The 19,158-nt window shown below is 54.2% G+C and carries 17 protein-coding genes and 2 riboswitches; of the genes, 11 read left to right on the forward strand and 6 right to left on the reverse strand.

What is annotated here, in order from left to right; genetic code table 11:
• The first annotated feature begins 5 nt into the window (after nt 1-5).
• Complete coding sequence (locus tag FHS19_RS04820) at nt 6-209, forward strand: hypothetical protein (RefSeq protein ID WP_183579352.1); 204 nt, start codon at nt 6-8, stop codon at nt 207-209.
• On the opposite strand, the gene FHS19_RS04825 is transcribed toward FHS19_RS04820, so the two are convergent.
• From FHS19_RS04825 to FHS19_RS04850, 6 genes are all read right to left on the reverse strand, one after another.
• On the reverse strand, nt 183-1,577 hold the full coding sequence (locus tag FHS19_RS04825; RefSeq protein WP_183579355.1) for a glycosyltransferase family 2 protein: 1,395 nt from the start codon (nt 1,575-1,577) through the stop codon (nt 183-185). The genes FHS19_RS04820 and FHS19_RS04825 overlap by 27 nt on opposite strands.
• Nucleotides 1,578-1,917: 340 nt before the next feature.
• Nucleotides 1,918-2,415 (reverse strand): preQ(1) synthase, encoded by a 498-nt coding sequence (gene queF, locus FHS19_RS04830; RefSeq protein ID WP_183579358.1) that lies wholly within the window; start codon nt 2,413-2,415, stop codon nt 1,918-1,920.
• Between the two features lie 102 nt (nt 2,416-2,517).
• Nucleotides 2,518-3,243, reverse strand: a complete 726-nt coding sequence (gene queE / locus FHS19_RS04835; RefSeq protein ID WP_183581442.1) for a 7-carboxy-7-deazaguanine synthase QueE — start codon at nt 3,241-3,243, stop codon at nt 2,518-2,520.
• Nucleotides 3,240-3,725: a 6-carboxytetrahydropterin synthase QueD gene (gene queD / locus FHS19_RS04840; RefSeq protein WP_183579361.1), complete on the reverse strand. Its 486-nt coding sequence runs from the start codon at nt 3,723-3,725 to the stop codon at nt 3,240-3,242. The genes queE and queD overlap by 4 nt, the downstream gene beginning before the upstream one ends.
• Nucleotides 3,722-4,390: a 7-cyano-7-deazaguanine synthase QueC gene (queC, locus tag FHS19_RS04845; RefSeq protein WP_183579364.1), complete on the reverse strand. Its 669-nt coding sequence runs from the start codon at nt 4,388-4,390 to the stop codon at nt 3,722-3,724. Before queC ends, queD begins: the two co-directional genes overlap by 4 nt.
• Nucleotides 4,391-4,517: 127 nt before the next feature.
• Nucleotides 4,518-4,561: riboswitch (PreQ1 riboswitch) on the reverse strand.
• Between the two features lie 52 nt (nt 4,562-4,613).
• Complete coding sequence (locus FHS19_RS04850) at nt 4,614-5,549, reverse strand: AraC family transcriptional regulator (RefSeq protein ID WP_183579368.1); 936 nt, start codon at nt 5,547-5,549, stop codon at nt 4,614-4,616.
• Nucleotides 5,550-5,666: 117 nt separating this feature from the next.
• On the opposite strand from FHS19_RS04850, the gene FHS19_RS04855 reads away from it, so the two are divergent.
• From FHS19_RS04855 to FHS19_RS04900, 10 genes are all read left to right on the forward strand, one after another.
• Nucleotides 5,667-6,413 (forward strand): sugar phosphate isomerase/epimerase family protein, encoded by a 747-nt coding sequence (locus tag FHS19_RS04855; RefSeq protein ID WP_183579372.1) that lies wholly within the window; start codon nt 5,667-5,669, stop codon nt 6,411-6,413.
• A 43-nt stretch (nt 6,414-6,456) separates the two neighbouring features.
• A complete protein-coding gene (locus FHS19_RS04860; protein WP_183579375.1) occupies nt 6,457-7,578 on the forward strand; it encodes a Gfo/Idh/MocA family protein in 1,122 nt (373 codons plus the stop codon).
• Between the two features lie 460 nt (nt 7,579-8,038).
• A complete protein-coding gene (locus FHS19_RS04865; RefSeq protein ID WP_183579377.1) occupies nt 8,039-8,734 on the forward strand; it encodes a 4'-phosphopantetheinyl transferase family protein in 696 nt (231 codons plus the stop codon).
• A 108-nt stretch (nt 8,735-8,842) separates the two neighbouring features.
• A riboswitch (cyclic di-GMP riboswitch) is annotated at nt 8,843-8,929 on the forward strand.
• A 179-nt stretch (nt 8,930-9,108) separates the two neighbouring features.
• Nucleotides 9,109-10,881: a methyl-accepting chemotaxis protein gene (locus FHS19_RS04870; RefSeq protein WP_183579380.1), complete on the forward strand. Its 1,773-nt coding sequence runs from the start codon at nt 9,109-9,111 to the stop codon at nt 10,879-10,881.
• A gap of 20 nt (nt 10,882-10,901) precedes the next feature.
• Nucleotides 10,902-14,609, forward strand: a complete 3,708-nt coding sequence (locus tag FHS19_RS04875; protein ID WP_183579383.1) for a non-ribosomal peptide synthetase family protein — start codon at nt 10,902-10,904, stop codon at nt 14,607-14,609.
• Between the two features lie 721 nt (nt 14,610-15,330).
• On the forward strand, nt 15,331-15,843 hold the full coding sequence (locus tag FHS19_RS04880) for a MerR family transcriptional regulator (RefSeq protein ID WP_183581443.1): 513 nt from the start codon (nt 15,331-15,333) through the stop codon (nt 15,841-15,843).
• Between the two features lie 2 nt (nt 15,844-15,845).
• Nucleotides 15,846-16,286, forward strand: a complete 441-nt coding sequence (locus FHS19_RS04885) for an SRPBCC family protein (RefSeq protein WP_183579386.1) — start codon at nt 15,846-15,848, stop codon at nt 16,284-16,286.
• A gap of 382 nt (nt 16,287-16,668) precedes the next feature.
• A complete protein-coding gene (gene pxpB, locus FHS19_RS04890; protein ID WP_183579389.1) occupies nt 16,669-17,391 on the forward strand; it encodes a 5-oxoprolinase subunit PxpB in 723 nt (240 codons plus the stop codon).
• Nucleotides 17,388-18,404 (forward strand): 5-oxoprolinase subunit C family protein, encoded by a 1,017-nt coding sequence (locus tag FHS19_RS04895; protein ID WP_183579392.1) that lies wholly within the window; start codon nt 17,388-17,390, stop codon nt 18,402-18,404. The genes pxpB and FHS19_RS04895 overlap by 4 nt, the downstream gene beginning before the upstream one ends.
• A 13-nt stretch (nt 18,405-18,417) precedes the next feature.
• On the forward strand, nt 18,418-19,152 hold the full coding sequence (locus FHS19_RS04900; protein ID WP_183581444.1) for a LamB/YcsF family protein: 735 nt from the start codon (nt 18,418-18,420) through the stop codon (nt 19,150-19,152).
• The last annotated feature ends 6 nt before the right edge of the window (nt 19,153-19,158 follow it).

Consider the following 19,158-nt stretch of genomic DNA (forward strand, 5'->3'; position numbering starts at 1 on the left):
AGTTTATGAATTTTGAGGAAGCACTTGCCGTCTTTGTCGGCAGACGCGTCGAAGTACTTCAGCCCAACCAATTTATCCAGGGAATTGAGGCATCCGCATCAGGTGGAATTCTGGCCGTAGATACCGTAAGCTCCAATTATATACCGACGACTCAGAGGGTGAATATAACGATCAATAGTGTGTCACTCGTCCGCATCCTGCCTTTGTAATCGATCATGATTAGGGTGCCGTCCATTGTCTCCGGCGTTCATCCAGCTCAGCCAAGCCGCATAATGATCCGCATGGCGGTGGGTGATGCTGTGCAGCCGGATGCGCCGATGGTACAGCGCTTTATGGACATAATGGAATTCGGCGGACTCCGATATTCTGGCAAGGATTTCGATATCTTCGTACAGGCGGCCGCCGAACAGGGTGGCCGTGTTCCAGCCGGACAGCGATTTGAGCTTGGCTGTATTGAACATCCGCGGGGCAATGGGAACGCCGGCATCGATCACCCTGGCAGTGGAGAATGGATGAATGGATGTCCTGACACCCTGGTAGATCAGCTGCTTATTCATCCGTTCTCCCCACTGGACGTGATCGGCATAAATAACGCTTGCGTCACAGTGCAGGCGGGCCTTACCGTATAACTGGTTCAGGCAGTCGGGGGACAGCCAGTCGTCGGCATCAAGCTCGAGCAGCCAGCTTCCTTTCGCCATGGACAATCCTGAATTTAAAGCATGGGCCTTTCCCGAATTGCGCTCCAGCCGGTATGTGCGGATGCGGCGGTCCGGATACAGCGAATCCAAGATATGTGCCGTATGATCGGTCGAACCGTCGTCGATAATCAAGAGTTCCCAATCGGGCAGCGTTTGTGCCATGACCGATCGGACGGCCCAGGGAATATAATCGGCGTCATTATAAGTACATAACAGGACGGTGACCAGCGGAACTGCGTGTGAGTCGTCCGTCTTCGGCACAACCTGGATCGGTGCGGCGAGCAGCGGTCGAAGCAGTTCCCATTCCTCGCGTTTTTTCTGCCATGGTAACGATGGGGAAACGGCAGGGGCCAATGGAGGATTGGGGATTGAAGCAGCCCAGGTATAAGCTGTGGTGAGCTGGTGCTGTTTTTCTAACAGGACATAGGATTCGAAAGGCAGCAGCGCGTTTTCCGCGAAACCTGGCGAAGGCGGCGCCATGACAGCGTCCTTTCGCCAAATCAGCGGGCCTCTGGGCGGCTGAAACCGGCCGAGCTCGCCCTCTTTGTTAGCAGTAGGGATGATTAGGCAGCCGGCCGACGCTTCACGAAGATTGCAAAGCTCTGAGCGCAGGAAAGCATCCATGCCTGGAAGCACCCGCTCCCCCGCGTGCAGCGTCATAAAGTATGGCTCCTGGTACGAGGCAAGCTCGCGGTTCATCCGGGAACCGAGGCTGCCATGTTCCAGCGTGATAATATTCGAATCAGGGAGCTCCTGCTGTACGGAGCGGGCAGTCGCTTGTGCGTGGCTCAGGTGGTGGGAAGGCAGAATAAAGACGAGCATTGCGGACTCCTTTCCGGTAAAGTTGGCGGCAGCTCCGTCTGAATTTGTATTTTCCATGATCAATCAAGGCTCTAAAAAAGAAGCGGCTAATGCCTTCTTGGCAAATCCGCCGTTAACATAGCGTATGTAGCAAAGGCCCAAGTGACACTCCGAAATTGACAAATCCAGTATGCCACGGTGACTGACGGAATGAAGCTCCGAAGACGGCTGCACCGCTGGGGGTGATCATGACGTAGATTTATGATCAGGGCCTTATCCGCAATTTTTCTTTCTTAGATAACAAAGGGATTCAACCGGAAGTGGGCTGGCCGAAGGAAGAGGCGTAAAGAAGACGCTCAGGAATACGCAAAGCAGCCGCGGGATCACCCGCGGCTGCTGAGTATGTCGGCGTATCGCCTTAACGGTTGTCGATTTTCTCCGGATACAGATCGTGGTTGATCATCCGCTGCTCCGCCCACTGCTCATACTTCGTGCCTGGGCGTCCGTAATTGCAGTACGGATCGATGGAAATGCCGCCCCGCGGCGTGAATTTCCCCCATACCTCGATATAACGCGGATCCATCAGCTTGATCAGATCGTTCATAATAATATTCATGCAGTCTTCATGGAAGTCTCCATGGTTCCGGAAGCTGAACAGGTACAGCTTCAGCGACTTGCTCTCGACCATTTTCTGATCGGGAATGTAGCTGATATGAAGTGTGGCAAAATCCGGCTGTCCCGTGATCGGGCACAGGCTGGTAAACTCGGGAAAATTAAATTTAACGAAATAATCGCGGTAGGCATGCTTGTTATCAAAGCTCTCGAGCACTTCCGGGGCATATTGAAACACGTACTTGGTTCCCTGGTTGCCGAGCAGCGTCAAATCCTGCATTTCGTGCGGCTGTCTTCCTGACATTGGGTCATTCCTCCTGGATCGTTTCAAGATATGTTCAAAGGGATGATGCTTTCAGTGGGCATCGGCCTGCTTCGCCGAGCTTAAAGATGCTGCAGGTTCTGGTCAAACGCCGCGCTTATTTCCCCACACCAGCGCGTGAAGCTGGGGCAGCACGCGGACCGCGTTCAGCTCGGGGGAGGCGACCACGGCGTCGATCAGCCGCTCATAGCGGTCGAGCAGGTCGGCGGCGTGGCCTGCAATATCCATTCGCTTCAGGTCGGGGTTGCCGACCTGAAGATACATCGGCGCCTGCGGGTACCGCGCATGGACTTTGGCGGCATAGGCCAGATCGGCATCGTCAAAGACGACGACTTTGAGGCTGTACGCATAAGCGGCCGGCCTGGCCGCAAGCCGGGACACGATGCTGTCCAGCATCTCCCAGTCGGTCTCCATGCCGGAGCTCGGCGGCTTCGGTGACAGCGTAACCTCGTGAATGTCGCTGAGCCAGTCCTGCCAGCGGGAGCCCTGGGTTTCGACGGCTATCCGGATCCCCTGGCTTTCCAGCAGGCTCACAAGCGAGCCGAGCTGGGGCAGCAGGGCGGGATTGCCGCCGGACAGGGTAACGTGGGAGAAGCGCGCGCCGCCGATCCGCTGAAGCTCATCCCAGATGTCGTCGGCGCTTATTTGGCGGATGTCCGCCTTGGCGCTGCCGTCCCACGTAAAAGCGGAGTCGCACCAGGAGCAGCGGTAATCGCAGCCCGCGGTGCGCACGAACATCGTCTTCTGGCCGATGACCATGCCCTCGCCCTGAACCGTCGGGCCGAAAATTTCAAGCACAGGAATGTTCATTCGTACATCCACTCCCGTCTCGCCTCGGCATAGCTGGTAGGCGTTTCATACAAGCGGACGAATTCGGTCCGGCCGCCTTCGATTCGGTATTCCCCGGATGCAAGTGCCTCCTCCATCCGTTCAAACAGCCACACGACGATGTTCTCGGCGGTCGTATTCATCGAAGGCAGCGTTTCGTTTAAATAGCGGTGATCCAGGGAGGGTTCGATCCGCTCCTTCCAGATTTGCTTGATCAGGCCAAAGTCGGCGGTAATGCCGATTTCATCGGGGTAGGCGCTGATGCCAAAGACGGCTTTATACGTATGGCCGTGCAAGTTTTTGCACTTGCCCTCATAGGCATGCAAGTGATGCGCGGCGTCGAAAGTAAATTCTTTGCTCACGAGGACCCTCTTATGGTGATAGCGCAGGTCGGATGGCTGGATGTCTTCCCCCAGCTTTTGCAGCCGGTCCACGATGCGGAATTCGCCGGGAGTCTTGGTCATGGCTGCAGCGCCTCCGATTTGGATTGAAGGTATTTGTCAAGACCGGCCTTGCGCAGCCGGCAGGCGGGGCATTCACCGCACCCGTCGCCGATGATGCCGTTATAACAGGTCAGCGTGCGCTCGCGGACAAACGGGAAGGCGCCCAGGTCGTCGGCAAGCTTCCAGGTTTCCGCTTTGTCGAGCCACATCAGCGGCGTATGAATAACAAAATCGTAGTCCATGGCCAGGTTCAGAGTCACATTCAGCGACTTGACGAAAGCATCCCTGCAGTCCGGGTATCCGCTGAAGTCTGTTTCGCACACGCCGGTCACCAGATGTCTGGCTCCGGATTGCTTGCCCAGCACGGCGGCGAAGCTGAGGAACAGATGGTTCCGGCCGTCCACGAACGTGCTCGGAAGCTCGCCTTCCTCCTGCGTGATTTCAATGTCGCTGCGCGTCAGCGCGTTCGGAGCGAGCTGATTCAGCAGGCTCATGTCCAGCACGGTGTTCTTCACGCCGAGCTCTGCGGCGATCGACTGTGCACATTCGATTTCGAGCCGATGGCGCTGACCGTAGTCGAACGTAACCGTTTCGACTTCTTTGAACTGCCGGAGCGCCCAGAACAGGCAGGTCGTACTGTCCTGACCGCCGCTGAATACGACGACCGCTTTTTCGTTTTTGAGCATAAAAAAACCTCTCCTTCATGATTTGGTCCGGTAGGCAGGGCTGGAAAGCACCTGATCTCCGGCAGAAGAGAGAGGATTCTTGAACTGATCCGTAAAAAAACAAGCCCGGTCTTTATGGCCAAAGAGGGCAGTCTTAGTTTTTTATAGAGGGAGTTCGCGAACCTCTCCCGCGCGGAAACGCGCGGATTTTCTTCAATTGAGCGCAGAGTGCTGCGCCGCACTATTATATCATATCTTTGCGGATGAGGGAGTTTTGGATTTCAACATTCTCGCTGCTGACCTTTTTCCGGAACTGGCTCGGCGAAATGTTCTTGTACTGCTTGAACTGCTGAATAAAGTAGCTAGAGCTCGAAAATCCCGTTTCCTGGGCGATTTCCGTCATGGTCATCTCGGTGGTCAGGAGCAGCTTCTCCGCCTCGGTAATCCGAATGTAGTTCAAATAATTGGTAAACGTTTTGCCCATGATCGCTTTGAAGCGGCGTGAAAAGTAGCTGTAACTCAGGTTGCAGATCCGTGCGGCGGCCTGGGCGTTGATGTCAAAGCGATAGTTGTCGTCGATGTACTCGAACACTTTCTGCAGCATCTGAATGTCCATCTCCTTCAGGGAATGGGCGACATCCCAATGGAGACCGAGGTTTTTCGATTCGCGCAAAAACCACAGAAACAGCCTGCAGATCAGCGTTCGGACCGCGAGCTCGAAGCCGTAAGACCGGTTCGTGAATTCGTCGTAAATTTCGCGCACCAGACTCGGGACGACCGTATCCTTGATTTCGGATTCGGCGAACATCCGCTGATTGTTCGATTCGGCCATCGTAAACGGCAGCACGTACTTCGATTCGAATACGGTTCTGGACGTCGAGTACAAAATTTCAGGATCGAATTTAATGACGATATAAGAGACCTGCTCCTCATCCAGCGCATAGATGGAGTGGGTTTCATGCGAGTGGATCACGATCAGATCGCCCTTGCTAAGGGTATGCGACTCCCCTCCCAGGAACACCTTGGCTTGTCCCGTGAGAAAATAAAGAATTTCGATATACACGTGCCAATGGGCGTGAACGATCCATCGGCTGCCTGCGCTTTGATGGATCATGCATTCGTACGGATAGTGGATCGTCCCGATGGATGGGCGGTTCGACTCAAAATAAGGCTCGGTCATTTTCGCACGCTCCCGTTATACAATGACAAATATTTAATATATTAGAATAGGTTCATTGTATAACTTATCGAGGGATTTTGGTATCGTTACTTTGTATCAACGGAAGGGGTGCAAAGGATGGATAAGGTGGCATTGCAGTTATATTCAATCAAGGAACTGACAGGAACTGATTTTCTCGGGACGCTCCGGAAGGTTGCGGAGATCGGTTACGACGGCGTCGAATTCGCCGGTTATTTCAATACTTCCGCCTCGGATTTGAAGAAAGCGCTGGACGAGTATGGCCTGCAGGCGGCCGGCAGCCATATCGGCGTATCCGAGCTGACGGATCACCTGGATCGGACGATCGAGTATTCGCAGGAAATTAATAGCGCTTACATCATCTGTCCCGGTCTTCCGGAGGAAATGAGAAACAGCGCTGACAGCTACAAGCGTACCGCAGAGCTGTTCAACCGTATCGGCGAGCGCTGCAAGCAGAGCGGCATCCGCTTCGGCTATCACAATCACGGCATTGAATTTGAGAAATTCGATGGCGAATACGGGCTGGACCTGCTGCTGAACAATACGGATCCTGATCATCTGTTCATCGAGCTGGATACATATTGGGCGGAGCACGCCGGACTGCGCTCGGTGGATTTTATTAACAAATACAAAGAGCGCTGCGCCATTCTGCACATTAAGGATATGAAGAGCCTGGAGGACAAGCGGAATACGGAAATCGGTTCCGGCATCATGGATTTCCGTGCCATTACGGCGGCAGGCAAGCAGTACGGCGTCAACTGGTTTACGGTCGAGCAGGAGGAATATGAAATTCCGCAGCTGGACAGCATCGGCCAGAGCCTGAAGTATTTAAGGGAAATTTTGTAATTCAGGTGCAATTCCATTTTATATATGAAAAGGAGAATGAGTCATGGCGCAAAATACCGATAGAGTATTGAAGGTAGCAATCGTGGGCTGCGGAGGCATCGCCAACGGCAAGCACATTCCGAACCTGGTTAACCAGAAAAACGTAGAGCTGGTGGCGTTCTGCGACATTATCGAAGAGCGTGCCATCGAGTCCGCGCGCAAAATCGGCAAAGAGGATACAATCAAAATTTACACGGATTACAAAGAATTGCTGAAGGACGAAAGCATCGACGTCGTGCATGTGTGCACGCCGAACAAATCGCACTCTTTTATTACGATTGACGCCCTTGAATCGGGCAAGCACGTGATGTGTGAAAAGCCGATGGCCAAGACGGCCAAAGAAGCAAGAGCGATGGTTGAGACCGCCAAGCGGACCGGCAAGAAGCTCACGATCGGCTATGACAACCGCTATCGTCCGGATTCCCTGACCCTCAAGCAAATTTGTGAAAGAGGCGACCTCGGCGACATTTACTTCGCTAAAGCGCATGCCATCCGCAGACGCGCTGTGCCGACATGGGGCGTATTCCTGAACGAAGAAGAGCAGGGAGGCGGTCCGTTGATCGATATCGGTACGCACGCGCTGGACCTGACGCTCTGGCTTCTGGACAACTACAAGGTAAAGAGCGTCAAAGGCAACGTGTACTACAAACTCGGCGACAAGGAAAGCCCTGCCAATGCTTTTGGCCCATGGAAGGCGGAAGAATTTAAGGTGGAGGATTCCGCGTTCGGCTTTATTACGATGGAGAACGGCGCAACCGTCATTCTGGAAGCGAGCTGGGCGCTTAACACGCTTGACGTGGGCGAAGCTCAGGCTTCCCTGTCCGGTACGGAAGGCGGCGCGGACATGAAGGACGGCCTGCGCATTAACGGTGAGGACCTTGGCGCGCTGTATACGAAGAAGCCGGAGCTGAAGACAGGCGGAGTCGCCTACTTCGCAGGCAATTCCGAGAGCCAAGCCGGCAGAGAATGCCGTCTCTGGATCGAGAGCATCCTGAACGATACCGAGCCGTTGGTAAAACCGGAACAGGCGCTGGTCGTCACGGAAGTTCTGGAGGCCATTTACGAGTCGGCCCGTACCGGCAAAACGGTATACTTTGACGATCAGCTCGTCACGGCCGAAGGATAAGCTCAGCTCTGCCAAGATCAATACGTTGCAGTACAATAAAACCGTCCGGCTGCTGCCGGACGGTTTTATTCGGGTGGAAGGCTTTTTGTAGAAGTGCTCTTCCCGCGCAGCTGTCCCCGGATCAGCGGTGATGTACAGGGGAAGGCCGGATTCCTGGTTTCGAGGATCCGGCTTTTTTGTGCCTGAAGGGGATGTTAGCCCTGTCATGGAATCGTCTCCTGGTAGACGGTTATACCTAATTTGTTGATCAAATTGTGTACAAATGCTAGAAGCTATTAAAAAATAGGAAAAATTGGCCGAATAGTATTAATGAACGTTTGTTTTTCGTAGGAGGTTCATCCTAAACGAAATGATGATTTAGGGATAATGTACTAGATTTCACGCTTTTTATTTTGTAGCAGATGCTGTCGTAAGCGGACCTGTTAAATACGAATGGAGCCGCGTGCTCAGGAGGTTTTTGATGATCAGATTGTATATGCTTGCGATCAAGAACGTTTCTGCCGCGCAATTCGATCATTTTATGAAACGGGTCTCTCCCGAACGAATCAGACAAGTACGACGAATCAGAAACAGGAGGGATGCTGTAAGAAGCCTGTTTGGCGAAGTCATGGTGCGCTGGGGGGTGAGCCAGGTAAAGCCCGCTGCCGCTTTTTCCAAGCCATGGATGCGCAGCGAATTCGGCAAACCGGTCTTTGCGGACGAACCGGACATTCATTTTAATCTTTCCCATTCCGGAGATTGGGTGGTAGCCGCCATCGGCCCGTCTGAACTCGGAGTGGATGTCGAGCAGGTGCTCCCTGTGAACCCGGGAATTGCTGAATCATGTTTTTCACCCGCTGAACTCGGGCTGCTTCAATGCTTGCCGGAAGAAGAGCGGCTGGGCCGGTTTTATGACATTTGGACGCTCAAAGAAAGCTATACCAAGTGCATCGGTAAAGGATTAAGTCAGCCGCTGGACTCATTTACGATCACGATTTGCCGGGACGGCAAGATAGAGTACAGCGGCCCTGAAGAGGAAGCACGCAATTATCAGTTTATGCTGATCCCTGTGGAAGGACCATATAAACTCGCGGTCTGTACAAAAGCAAGGAGGCCGATCGAAATATATGAACCGGAAATGGATCAACTTTTAGGCATGGAGATGTTTTCAGGTTAATTTCTGAAATGAATGGAAATACCCATGAAAATTATGGTAGACTAGGTTTGTGATTTGAATATTTTATAGTTACTAATTATTAATTAGTTTCTATAAAAGCGTAATTGAAAATTCCATAGGCAAAACTGCTGAAAAGCAGTGACGCAAAGCTATAGGGACTACTTCCGAACCGGGATATGTCAGCCAGTTGCAAATGAATTGGTGAGCTGTGGTTTGCATTCCCATAGGTTGCTATTTTTTTGCCCTGAACATGCTGTTTTCTGCCGTGGGGAGGTGTTATTCGAGAAAAGCCAAGACCGTTTCTAGTATGGCCGGGTGGATAGGCGCCTGGAAGATTACATAACAGAGAGACAGACCAAAGGAGAGTAACGAGAATGAGCAAGTTTCAGCAATTTACCAAGAAATGGCGGTTTAAAAATTTAAGTATTGTAAGCAGAAGTATGATGCTGACCAGTCTTTATATTTTCATCACCGGGGCGGTCGTGATTGGGGCAAGCTTTTATATTCAGGGCACCGTCCTGACCGAGCAGCTGCAGTCGGATTCCGGTAAAACGATGGATGCCCTGGTGAAGAGCGTATCGGTACAAGACGTTGAGCAGGCGAAGGATGTAAAGGATCCCAACGCCGCTGTCCAGCAAAAGCTCACGGGTATTTTTGACGAGCTGTCCCGTACGCATCCGAATATTGCCCAAGGGTATATTTTCGGGCCTGAGCTTGAAGGGGGTAATCAAACCTCGATTATTTCGATGCCGACGGCTGTGCTGGAAATGTTCGACAAAGATAATTTGCATCTGGGCGACCTGTACGAGCAGCCTAAAATTCATGCCGACGCCGTCCGCGAAATGCTGAAAACGAAAAAGCTGGTGTTTACCAAAGCCTATACAGATAACTATGGTACTTGGATAACGGTCCTGTATCCGTTCCAGGATGCAGGCGGCAATATCTTCGCCTATATGGGCATCGACGTGGATGCCAGCCTGGTCTCCGCCGGGCAAAATGATCTGCTTCGCAACACGCTGTTTGCGCTGCTGTTAACGCTGGTTATCGTACTGGCGCTGCAGTATTACACGAACAGACGGACCTTTGCCCCGATCAAAACGCTGATGACGGCGCTGGACAAGCTCAGCAAGGGGGATTTTACCGTACAGCTGAAGGCCGGCGACGATGAGCTTGGGCAGGTTAACGCCAAATTCAACACGATGGTGAACCAAATCAACGAGCTGGTAGGGACGATTAAAAAAGTATCGGAGCAGTCCGCAGAGCAATCGAAGTTCCTGTTCTCGGCTGTGGAGAACAATAACAAAAATTCGTCGGCCATTACGAAAAATATAGAACAGATGTCCGAGCGGGTTGCATTGCAGAGCACGTCCATCACGGAGAGCGTCGTTTCGCTGGAGGAGATTTCGTCTGGCGTCAACACGATTGCCGGCAATACCTCCGAGCTGTCAGACATTTCGATGCAGATGAAGGATCAGTCGGAAAAAGGAAATGAGAACGTTGAGCAGGTCATCAAGCAGATGAATTCAATCAACCACTCGGTTAAAAATTCCGTGGACATTATTGAGAAGCTGCAGGTCCGTTCCCAGGAAATCGGCCAAATTGTCCAGGTCATTACGGAGATCGCTTCCCAGACGAATCTGCTGTCCTTGAACGCGAGTATCGAGGCGGCCCGGGCCGGCGAGGAAGGCCGGGGATTTGCTGTGGTAGCCGATGAGGTCAAAAAATTGTCCGAAGAGTCCAGAAAATCCGCCACGCAAATTATCGAGCTGATCCGCTTCATTCAGGATGAGACCGCACTGGCCGTCGAGGCCATCAGCGAAGGTGAGCAGAACGTCGCCAAAGGGATTGAGGTCGTCAAGGAAACCGGCTCCCTGTTTAGAGGCATGATGATCGCGACCGATTCGGTCACGAGCCAAATTCAGGAGGTGTCTGCAGCGACGCAGCAAATGGTAGCCGAAACCGAGCAAATTACGGCTTCCATCAAACAACTTGCGGAGCTGGCGGAGAAAAACTCGGCCGTATCCAGCGAGATCAAGACGAGCGCCCAGGAGCAGCAGGCTTCCTTTGACAGAATTTATGATTCCGCCAATCAGATGAACCAGGTGGCTGACCAATTGGAAACCTTAGTTGACAAATTGCGGGTGTAATCATGAAGGAGCTGAACATTTTGAACACAACATCGATAAGCGAGCGCAGCAAGGCATACTGGTCCCAAGAACTCGAGCTTCCTCTGCCCGGACTCAACCTGTACACAGATGAGCCGGTACGTGAATTTCAGCCCGATATGCTGCGGATCACGGAAACGCTGGATGTGGGACCGGAAGAGGCTGCTGAACTGAGCCGGCTGGGCAACCCCCGTGTCTGGTGGCTGGCTAGTTACGCGGTGTTTCTGTACAGGATGAGCGCCGATCAGGATTTGCTGTTTGGCGTGGTGAACCGGCAAGGAGTACTGCTGCCGCTTCGCGCAGCGATCAGCGGACAGGATACGTTCCGGCAGGTCTATGCGCGGATCGAAGCCAAGCTGGAGGCGTTGGACGCTGCGGACCTGAGTCTGCAGGAGCTTGAAGAAATGATCGGCCAGCCGCTTGGCTTTCATGCGGTGTACGGCGAAGCTCATGCGAGCCGTCCATCATGGCTGGGCTGGGATGTTCAGGCAGCATCCGGGGGCTGGACTCTGAGCATCGCCTATGCCCGCCAACTCTTCAGGGAACAGACCGTTCGCAAATTCAGCAGGCATTACGTTCAAATCGTTCGCGGTGCGCTGCAGAACGCGGATCTGGAAATCAGCCGCCTGCCTTTCCTGCTGGAGGAGGACCGCGCCGCCTATACGGCTTTGAATGACACGCAGATGGACCTTCCGGATGAGCCGACGATCGTCCGGATGATGGCTTCCACCGTAGCGAAGTATCCGGACCGGATTGCCGTCACCCAAGATGGGAAGAAGCTGACCTACGAGCAGCTTGACCGGCAGTCCAACCGGATCGCGAACATGCTGCTGTCCAAAGGGCTGCAAAAAGGGCAGTTCGTGCCTATTTTCATGAAACGGAGTCTAGAAACGATTGTTTGCATGCTCGGCGTCATTAAGGCAGGCGGGGCTTACATTCCGCTGGATCCTTCCCATCCGGACGAAAGAAACGCCTATATTATCGCCGACACGCAGACCGGGATGATTCTGACGCAAGCTGAATATGTGAACCGTCTGGAAACGCTGCTTGCCGGTTTTGACAGGAAGCCGGAAATTCTCCCATTGGGAGAACAGGCGGATTCCCATCCGGAAGAAGCATGTCCGGTTGATATTGAGCCGGATGATCTGGCTTATATCATTTATACGTCCGGCTCCACGGGCAAGCCGAAGGGAGCCCTGATCGCACATCAAGGCGTCGTCAATTTGGCGGAGTCCACGCGCAGGGAGATGGATCTGACCGAGGAGGACGTGATCCTTCAGTACTCCACCTTTAGCTTTGACGCGTCGGTCTATGACATTTTCGGCTCGCTGGCCTGCGGCAGCCGGCTCCATCTGCTCACGGATGAAGAGCGGTTTTCCATCGATGCCTTTACCGCGGCGGTGGTGGAGCAGCGGGCGACGCGCGTCGCCATTCTGCCGACCGTTTTCTTCAACCAGCTTGCCGCACATTTGCCTGAAGAGGATGCGCCCAAATACGGGAACATCCAGAGCATCATCGTCGGTGGCGAGGCGCTGTCGGGCGAAGCCGTACGCATGCTGCAGAAAAAGCTGCAGGTTCCGGTCGTCAATCTTTACGGTCCGACCGAAATTACGGCGGTGGCGACCTCCCATATCGTCGATTATCCGGTTCCGGAGGATCTGACGACGGTGTACATCGGAACGCCGCTCAGCAATTACGAATTGTACATTGTCAGCGAGCATGACCAGCTGTGCCCGATCGGAGTCACCGGCGAACTCCTGATCAGCTCCGTCGGCGTGGGCAAGGGGTATTTGAACCAGCCTGAAAAAACGAAGGAAGCCTTCATTACCGATCCGATTACGCCGGAGTCCGGCAAGAAATTTTACCGTTCGGGCGATATGGTCCGCCTTCTTCCGGACGGATTGGTAGAGTACCGGGGGAGAAAGGATGCTCAGGTGAAGATCCGGGGTTTCCGGATCGAAATCGGGGAGATCGAGGACAATCTGGCAAAGTATGAGTCCGTCAAGGACATCGCCGTCATTCCAAGAACCGAAGCGGACGGAACCAAGATCCTCGCCGCCTTTTATACGTCAAATGACGGGCGGCCGGTTCCTTCCAAGGACCTCACCCAATTTTTAAGCCAAAAGGTGCCCGGCTACATGGTTCCCAAATATATGTGCTTCGTGGATCAAATGCCGCTGTCACCGACAGGGAAGATCGACCGCAAAAAGCTGGCCGCATTTGAAATCGTGCCGGAAGAGGATGATTCGCCGTATGAAGCCCCGGTCACGGCCATTCAGAAGGAAGTGGCAGCCGCCTGGGAGAAAGCGCTTGGCCAGACGAGAATCGGCATCCACGACGATTTCTTTGAAATCGGCGGCTACTCCCTGAAAATTTTGGAGATCCTGGTGCTGCTCAAGCCGAACTATCCGCAGCTGAAGATCAACGATTTCTTCGTGTACCCGACAATTGCCGCATTGGCAAGCCGGATCGAAGTGCTGGCCCATTCAGCGGCCGCAGCGGAGGAGGTATTCGGTGAGGATGTTCCGCTGCAGGATTTGGCGGAGTTTCCGCTGAGCTTTTATCCCCAGGATCATGCCGAAGGAAGGGGATACACGCAGGAGAACATTTTGCTGACCGGCGCGACCGGCTACCTCGGATCTCACCTGCTGTACGAGCTGCTTCGCCAATCGAAAGCTTCGATTTATTGCCTTGTTCGACCATCCGGGGAGCGGGAGCCTTACGCTCGGCTGGAACAGACGATGATCGGATACTTTGGGAATGAAATGAAGCGTCTGATGGACGGTCGGGTCATCGCTGTGCAGGGCGATCTGGAGCAGGAGCATTTGGGGATGAACCGGGAAGTTTGGGACATGCTGGCAGATCGCCTGGACTCCATCCTCCATTGCGGTGCGGAAGTCAAGCATTTCGGAGAAGCGGACTATTTTGCCAGGGTCAATGTGGACAGCACGAATCGACTGCTGGCATTAGCCAAGTCCAAACCGGGCGTTCGGTTCCATTTTATCTCGACGCTCGGCATTCCGGAAGATTTGGCGCTAAACGGCCAATGGGCATCAATCACGGCCGGTTCCGGTTATGACGAAGCATATGTCGAAAACGTCTATACCAACAGCAAGCTTGCTGCCGAGAAGCTCGTCGTGCAAGCCGGCCGGGAAGGCCTGGAAGCTTCCGTATATCGAGTAGGCAATTTGTCTTGCAGGTCGGATAACGGCTTATTCCAGAAAAACATCGACAACAATGCGTTTTACCGCATGCTTAAGGCAATGCTGCTGCTGAAGAAGGCGCCGGATGTGTGCTGGGAAGTCGATATGACGCCGATTAATTACGCAGGAGAAGCAATTACCGCCTTGGCGCTCCAGGACGCGACCGTCGGACGGATGTTTCATATCTGCAACCCGGCCACGGTGGCTTATCGGGACATGGTGCGGTTTTTCCAGGCATACGGGTATACGATCGACCTGACGGATTGGAAGGAATACGAGCAGTGGCTGCTCGATCCGAAGCAGGCCAAGGACCAGACGGGGCTGGAGCTGGCTATGGCGCAGCTGGAGGGGGACGGAGCAAAAAACTCCAATTACCGCTACGCATGCCCGCAGACACTCGAGTATCTTGAGGGGACTGGGGTCCAGTGTGCGCAGCCGGATGAGGCTTATTTCCGCAAGCTGATCGCTCATGCCATCAAGGTAGAGTATTTTACGCGGCCCGAATAGTCATTACGTGGTGCGTTGACAAACCTCTCGGGGGAGAGAATGATATCATCCGACATATCCTGGGGCTGCACTGCGGCAAGCGGGATGGTCGTGTACCGGACAAGGAAAGAAAAAGGTTAGAACCGTGTTAGAAAAAGACAGAAACGGACGAGAGCGAATAAAAGAGCCGGAGCCGTGAGGAGCTCGAGTTTCGCAAGGCAGGGTGGGCAGAGTATTGCGAAATCTGCGAACCGCAGGACATCGCAGACAAATGCGGGAACTCGTATCATATAGCGTTACAATCCATTCACCAGCAGTATAACAGCAATACACCAGCAATACACCAGCAATACACCAGCAATAGCCAGCCTTAGCATGACCAAAAGCATGACCGGGTCCGCGGAAATGATGATACGCAATCACGGCAGGACGTTAGCTATACAACGAACTCGGCATTATTAATAGTACAGAAACAGAAAGACAGATGAGGAAAAACAAACTGCGGAACATAGCAATACTAATGGGATTTGCGGAACTTAGCGGGCTCTTACGGCAAACAATATATCCAGCAATATTAGCATTCCTGATCCTACCATTCATCCTAATCAAAGTTTGCTGAATTTTGAAATCGAACGACATGATGCCGTTCGATTTTTTTTTTTGCAATCCCTTGAACCTTACGCTGCGTAATGTTTTATATTAGAGCTACCGGTACAAGTCTTCGCGAAGCAAGGTGATGATGATGAATACGCAGTGGAAGGTCGGGGAACTGGCGGCCATGACGGGGCTGACGATCCGAACGTTAAGGTACTACGATCAAATAGGTTTGTTTTCTCCGTCGGGGCATACCGAATCCGGCCATCGGATCTATAACGGGCATGACTTGGCCAGATTACAGCAAATATTGTCGCTGAAAGAGCTGGGATTGTCGCTGGATGAGGTCAAGGAAATCGTGGACGGGAACGAATTCAGCCCGCTCGACATTGTCCAGATCCAGATGGATCGCCTGAAAAGTACCATCCGATTGCAGCAGCGGCTCCTGCAGGAGCTGGAGAACGTATCGGCTCTTCTGCAGCATGACCAGACGTTGACGGTCAATGAGTTTACCGCGCTGCTCGAGGTGATGAAGAAGAGCAAGGAAAAGTTCTTTTTGGAGAAAAGGACAAGCATGGAGCGCAGCCTCGACCGGCTCGGGGAGGCGCTTGGGGAAAACCAGCCGGATGCGATAAATAAGAACAATCCAGGGAGGCCATAACCATGAATAACGATCGTTCTGTCATTCACGAGACATTTGTCATTGAACGCAATTATCAAGCTGCGCCGGCGAAGGTGTTTTCGGCCTGGTCCGATCCAGAGCTGAAGTCAGCCTGGTTTCCGAAAGCCGACAGCTTCGACTTTAAGGTGGGGGGACGCGAAGTCAATGCCGGTGGTCCTCCGGAAGGGCCGGTGTTTACCTTTGATGCCGTCTACCAGGAGATCGCAGAGAACGAGCGAATTGTCTATACGTATACGTTGGATCAGGGTGACAGCCGGATGTCCATCTCGGTCGTGTCAGTGCAGTTCCAGGCGACAGGGCAGGGAACACGGTTGATATATACCGAGCACGGTGCGTTTCTGGACGGACTGGATACAGCCTCGATGCGGGAGCACGGGACCAAGATTATGCTGGATAAGCTGGGCGAAGTCGTAGCTGAGTAGCCCGGCCAAGACGGTTATTGCAAGAAAGTTAGGGCGGAAGTACAAGACCGAATAATCAACAATGCAAGATTGAAAATGCAAGGTTAAAGAAACGGTATCGCATCAGAAGTTTTAGGAGGCCGCCTCAGGGAATTCTGAGGCGCCTTTTTTGCATAGAGAGGTGGTCAGTCTGAACCGCTGTACCATGCATTCTTTGCTTCTGCGCTGTTTTTCTCGCACCGCAGGTTAGCCATCAACAAGCAGACGATGGGCTGGAATTCTCTTCACAGGTGTGTTCGGTTTGAAAGAAGTGCCATACGTGATAAAAAACCGAATGCATACCACACGGACTCTGCTATCATATAGATTATGAGGATGATGACATACAGAAGGAGGGGATTCCATGAACCGAAGCGAGGCGCGCAGGGTCGTACCCTTAGGGGAATCCGCGGTTGTGGTGCACCTCGGCGGCACGGTCAGCGAAGATTTGCACCATAAAGTTCAGGCGCTGACCCGCCGCATGGAGGCAAATCCCTTTCAAGGGTTTGTGGAATGCGTTCCGGCGTTTACGACCGTGACCGTATTTTATGACCCGTTTGAGCTTGATTTACCGCTGCACGAGACCGGCCGGTTTGATTATGTGCGGTCCCTCCTGGAAACATATATGGCAGACATCCAGGAAATGCCCGATGCGGAGCCGGTGGTGATCGACATCCCCGTATGCTATGGAGGCGGGTTTGGCCCGGACTTAGAAGAAGTCGCCTCTATCAACAACCTGGCCATTGAGGATGTGGTCCGCATCCATTCTGCTCAGACCTATTTGGTCTATGCAGTGGGGTTTGCTCCCGGGTTTCCTTATTTGGGCGGGCTCGACGAACGGATCGCCGCGCCGCGTAAACAATCGCCGCGGCTTGCCATTCCGGCGGGGTCGGTCGGGATCGCGGGGACGCAGACAGGAATCTACCCGGTGGAAACCCCCGGCGGCTGGCAAATCATCGGCCGGACGCCGCTTCCCCTGTTCAGGCCGGATCAGGATCCGCCTGCGCTGCTGCGGGGAGGAGAATATATCCGGTTTCGTCAGATTAACGCGGCGGAATACGAGCGGATCAAGGGGGCGCAGTCATGAGCATCACGGTGATAAAACCCGGTCTGATGGCGACGATCCAGGACTTGGGAAGATCCGGCTACGGCAAGTATGGGATCATCGTCTCCGGCCCCATGGACCGATTTGCGCACCGGACGGCCAATTGGCTGGTGGGCAACGGCGAGGGCGATGCCCTCATCGAGGTGACCTGGTCGGGGATGTCCGTCCACATGGAGCGGGAGATGTGGGTAGCCCTGACCGGAGGGGATTTTTCGCCGCAGCTTGACGGTGTACCGGTTCCGATGTGGAGGCCCGTTTTTGTCCGAAGGGGCAGTACACTCACATTCACCGGGCCGAAGTCAGGCTGCCGGACGTATCTGGCCGTTGCGGGCGGAATCGATGTGCCTGAGGTTCTTGGCAGCCGCAGCACGTATATCCGTGCCGGGATCGGCGGCATGAAGGGAAGGGCGCTTAGGAAAGGGGACATCATTCCCGTAGGGACTGGCAAGGGCCGGTTACGGCATCCATCCCCGAGGGGGACGCAGCCTTTTGATGCGGTGAGGTGGGCGGTCCCGGCTTCGGAAAGGCCCGCTTACCACGAGCACCCGTGCATCCGGATCGTCCGAGGACCGCAATTCGGCGATTTCGACGAAGGGAGCCAGCTCGCGCTGCTTCAACATGATTTCCGGATTACGCCCCAATCCGACCGGATGGGGTATCGGCTGGAAGGCCCGCGCCTGCAGCTTCACCGCCCGCAGGAATATATATCGGAAGGTGTGACGATAGGGACCGTGCAGGTACCGTCCGATGGGCTGCCGATCGTTCTGATGGCCGACCGGCAGACGCTCGGCGGCTATCCGAAGATCGCCCAGGTTGCCGGCGCGGATCTGCCGGTGTTGGCGCAGACACGTCCCGGTTCGACCCTTCGCTTTAAGGAGATCGGCCAGACGGAAGCGGAACAATTATGGATGGAGCAGGGCATACGGTTAAGGCAGCTTGCCCGGATGATTGCCCTTAAATTAAAGGAGGACGGATGGCTTGACAGGATGGATTGACTTGAACTGCGATATGGGGGAGGGATTCGGCGTATACCGGATCGGAGCCGACGAAGAACTGATGGGAGAAATTACATCCGCCAACATCGCTTGCGGATACCACGCCGGCGATCCCTCCGTTATGCGGAAGACGGTGATGCTGGCTTTAAGCCGCGGGGTTGCCATCGGCGCGCATCCCGGTTTGCCGGATCTGGCCGGCTTCGGGAGAAGAAACATGGATATTTCGCCGGCTGACGCCCTGGATTTGGTGACCTACCAAATCGGGGCGCTGCAGGCGATTGCCAAGCAGGAAGGGGGGCGGCTTCACCATGTCAAACCGCATGGCGCGCTGTACAACATGGCCGCGGTCTCCGCTCCCCTGGCGGATGCGATCGCCGAAGCCGTGTGCCGCACAGACGAGTCCCTGATTCTCTACGGCCTGGCGGGCAGCGAGCTGCTGACCGCGGCGGCCAGGTACGGGCTTAGAACGGCCAGCGAAGTGTTCGCCGACCGCACGTATCAGCCGGACGGCACGCTGACGCCCCGCAGGCTGCCCCACGCGCTCATCACGGACAGCGAGCAGGCGGTTCGGCAGGTGATCCGTATGGTGAGGGAAGGCAGGGTAACTTCCGCGGACGGAGCGGAGGTCAGCATCCAGGCCGACACGGTCTGCCTTCATGGCGACGGTGAGCATGCCATCACCTTTGCCAGGGAGCTTCGGGCACGCCTGGAAGCGGAAGGCATCGGAGTCAGGCCTGCAGGGGCATGACCCTGT

This window comes from Paenibacillus rhizosphaerae, assembly GCF_014192015.1.
In the GTDB taxonomy this organism is placed as follows: Bacteria; Bacillota; Bacilli; order Paenibacillales; family Paenibacillaceae; genus Paenibacillus_AQ; species Paenibacillus_AQ rhizosphaerae.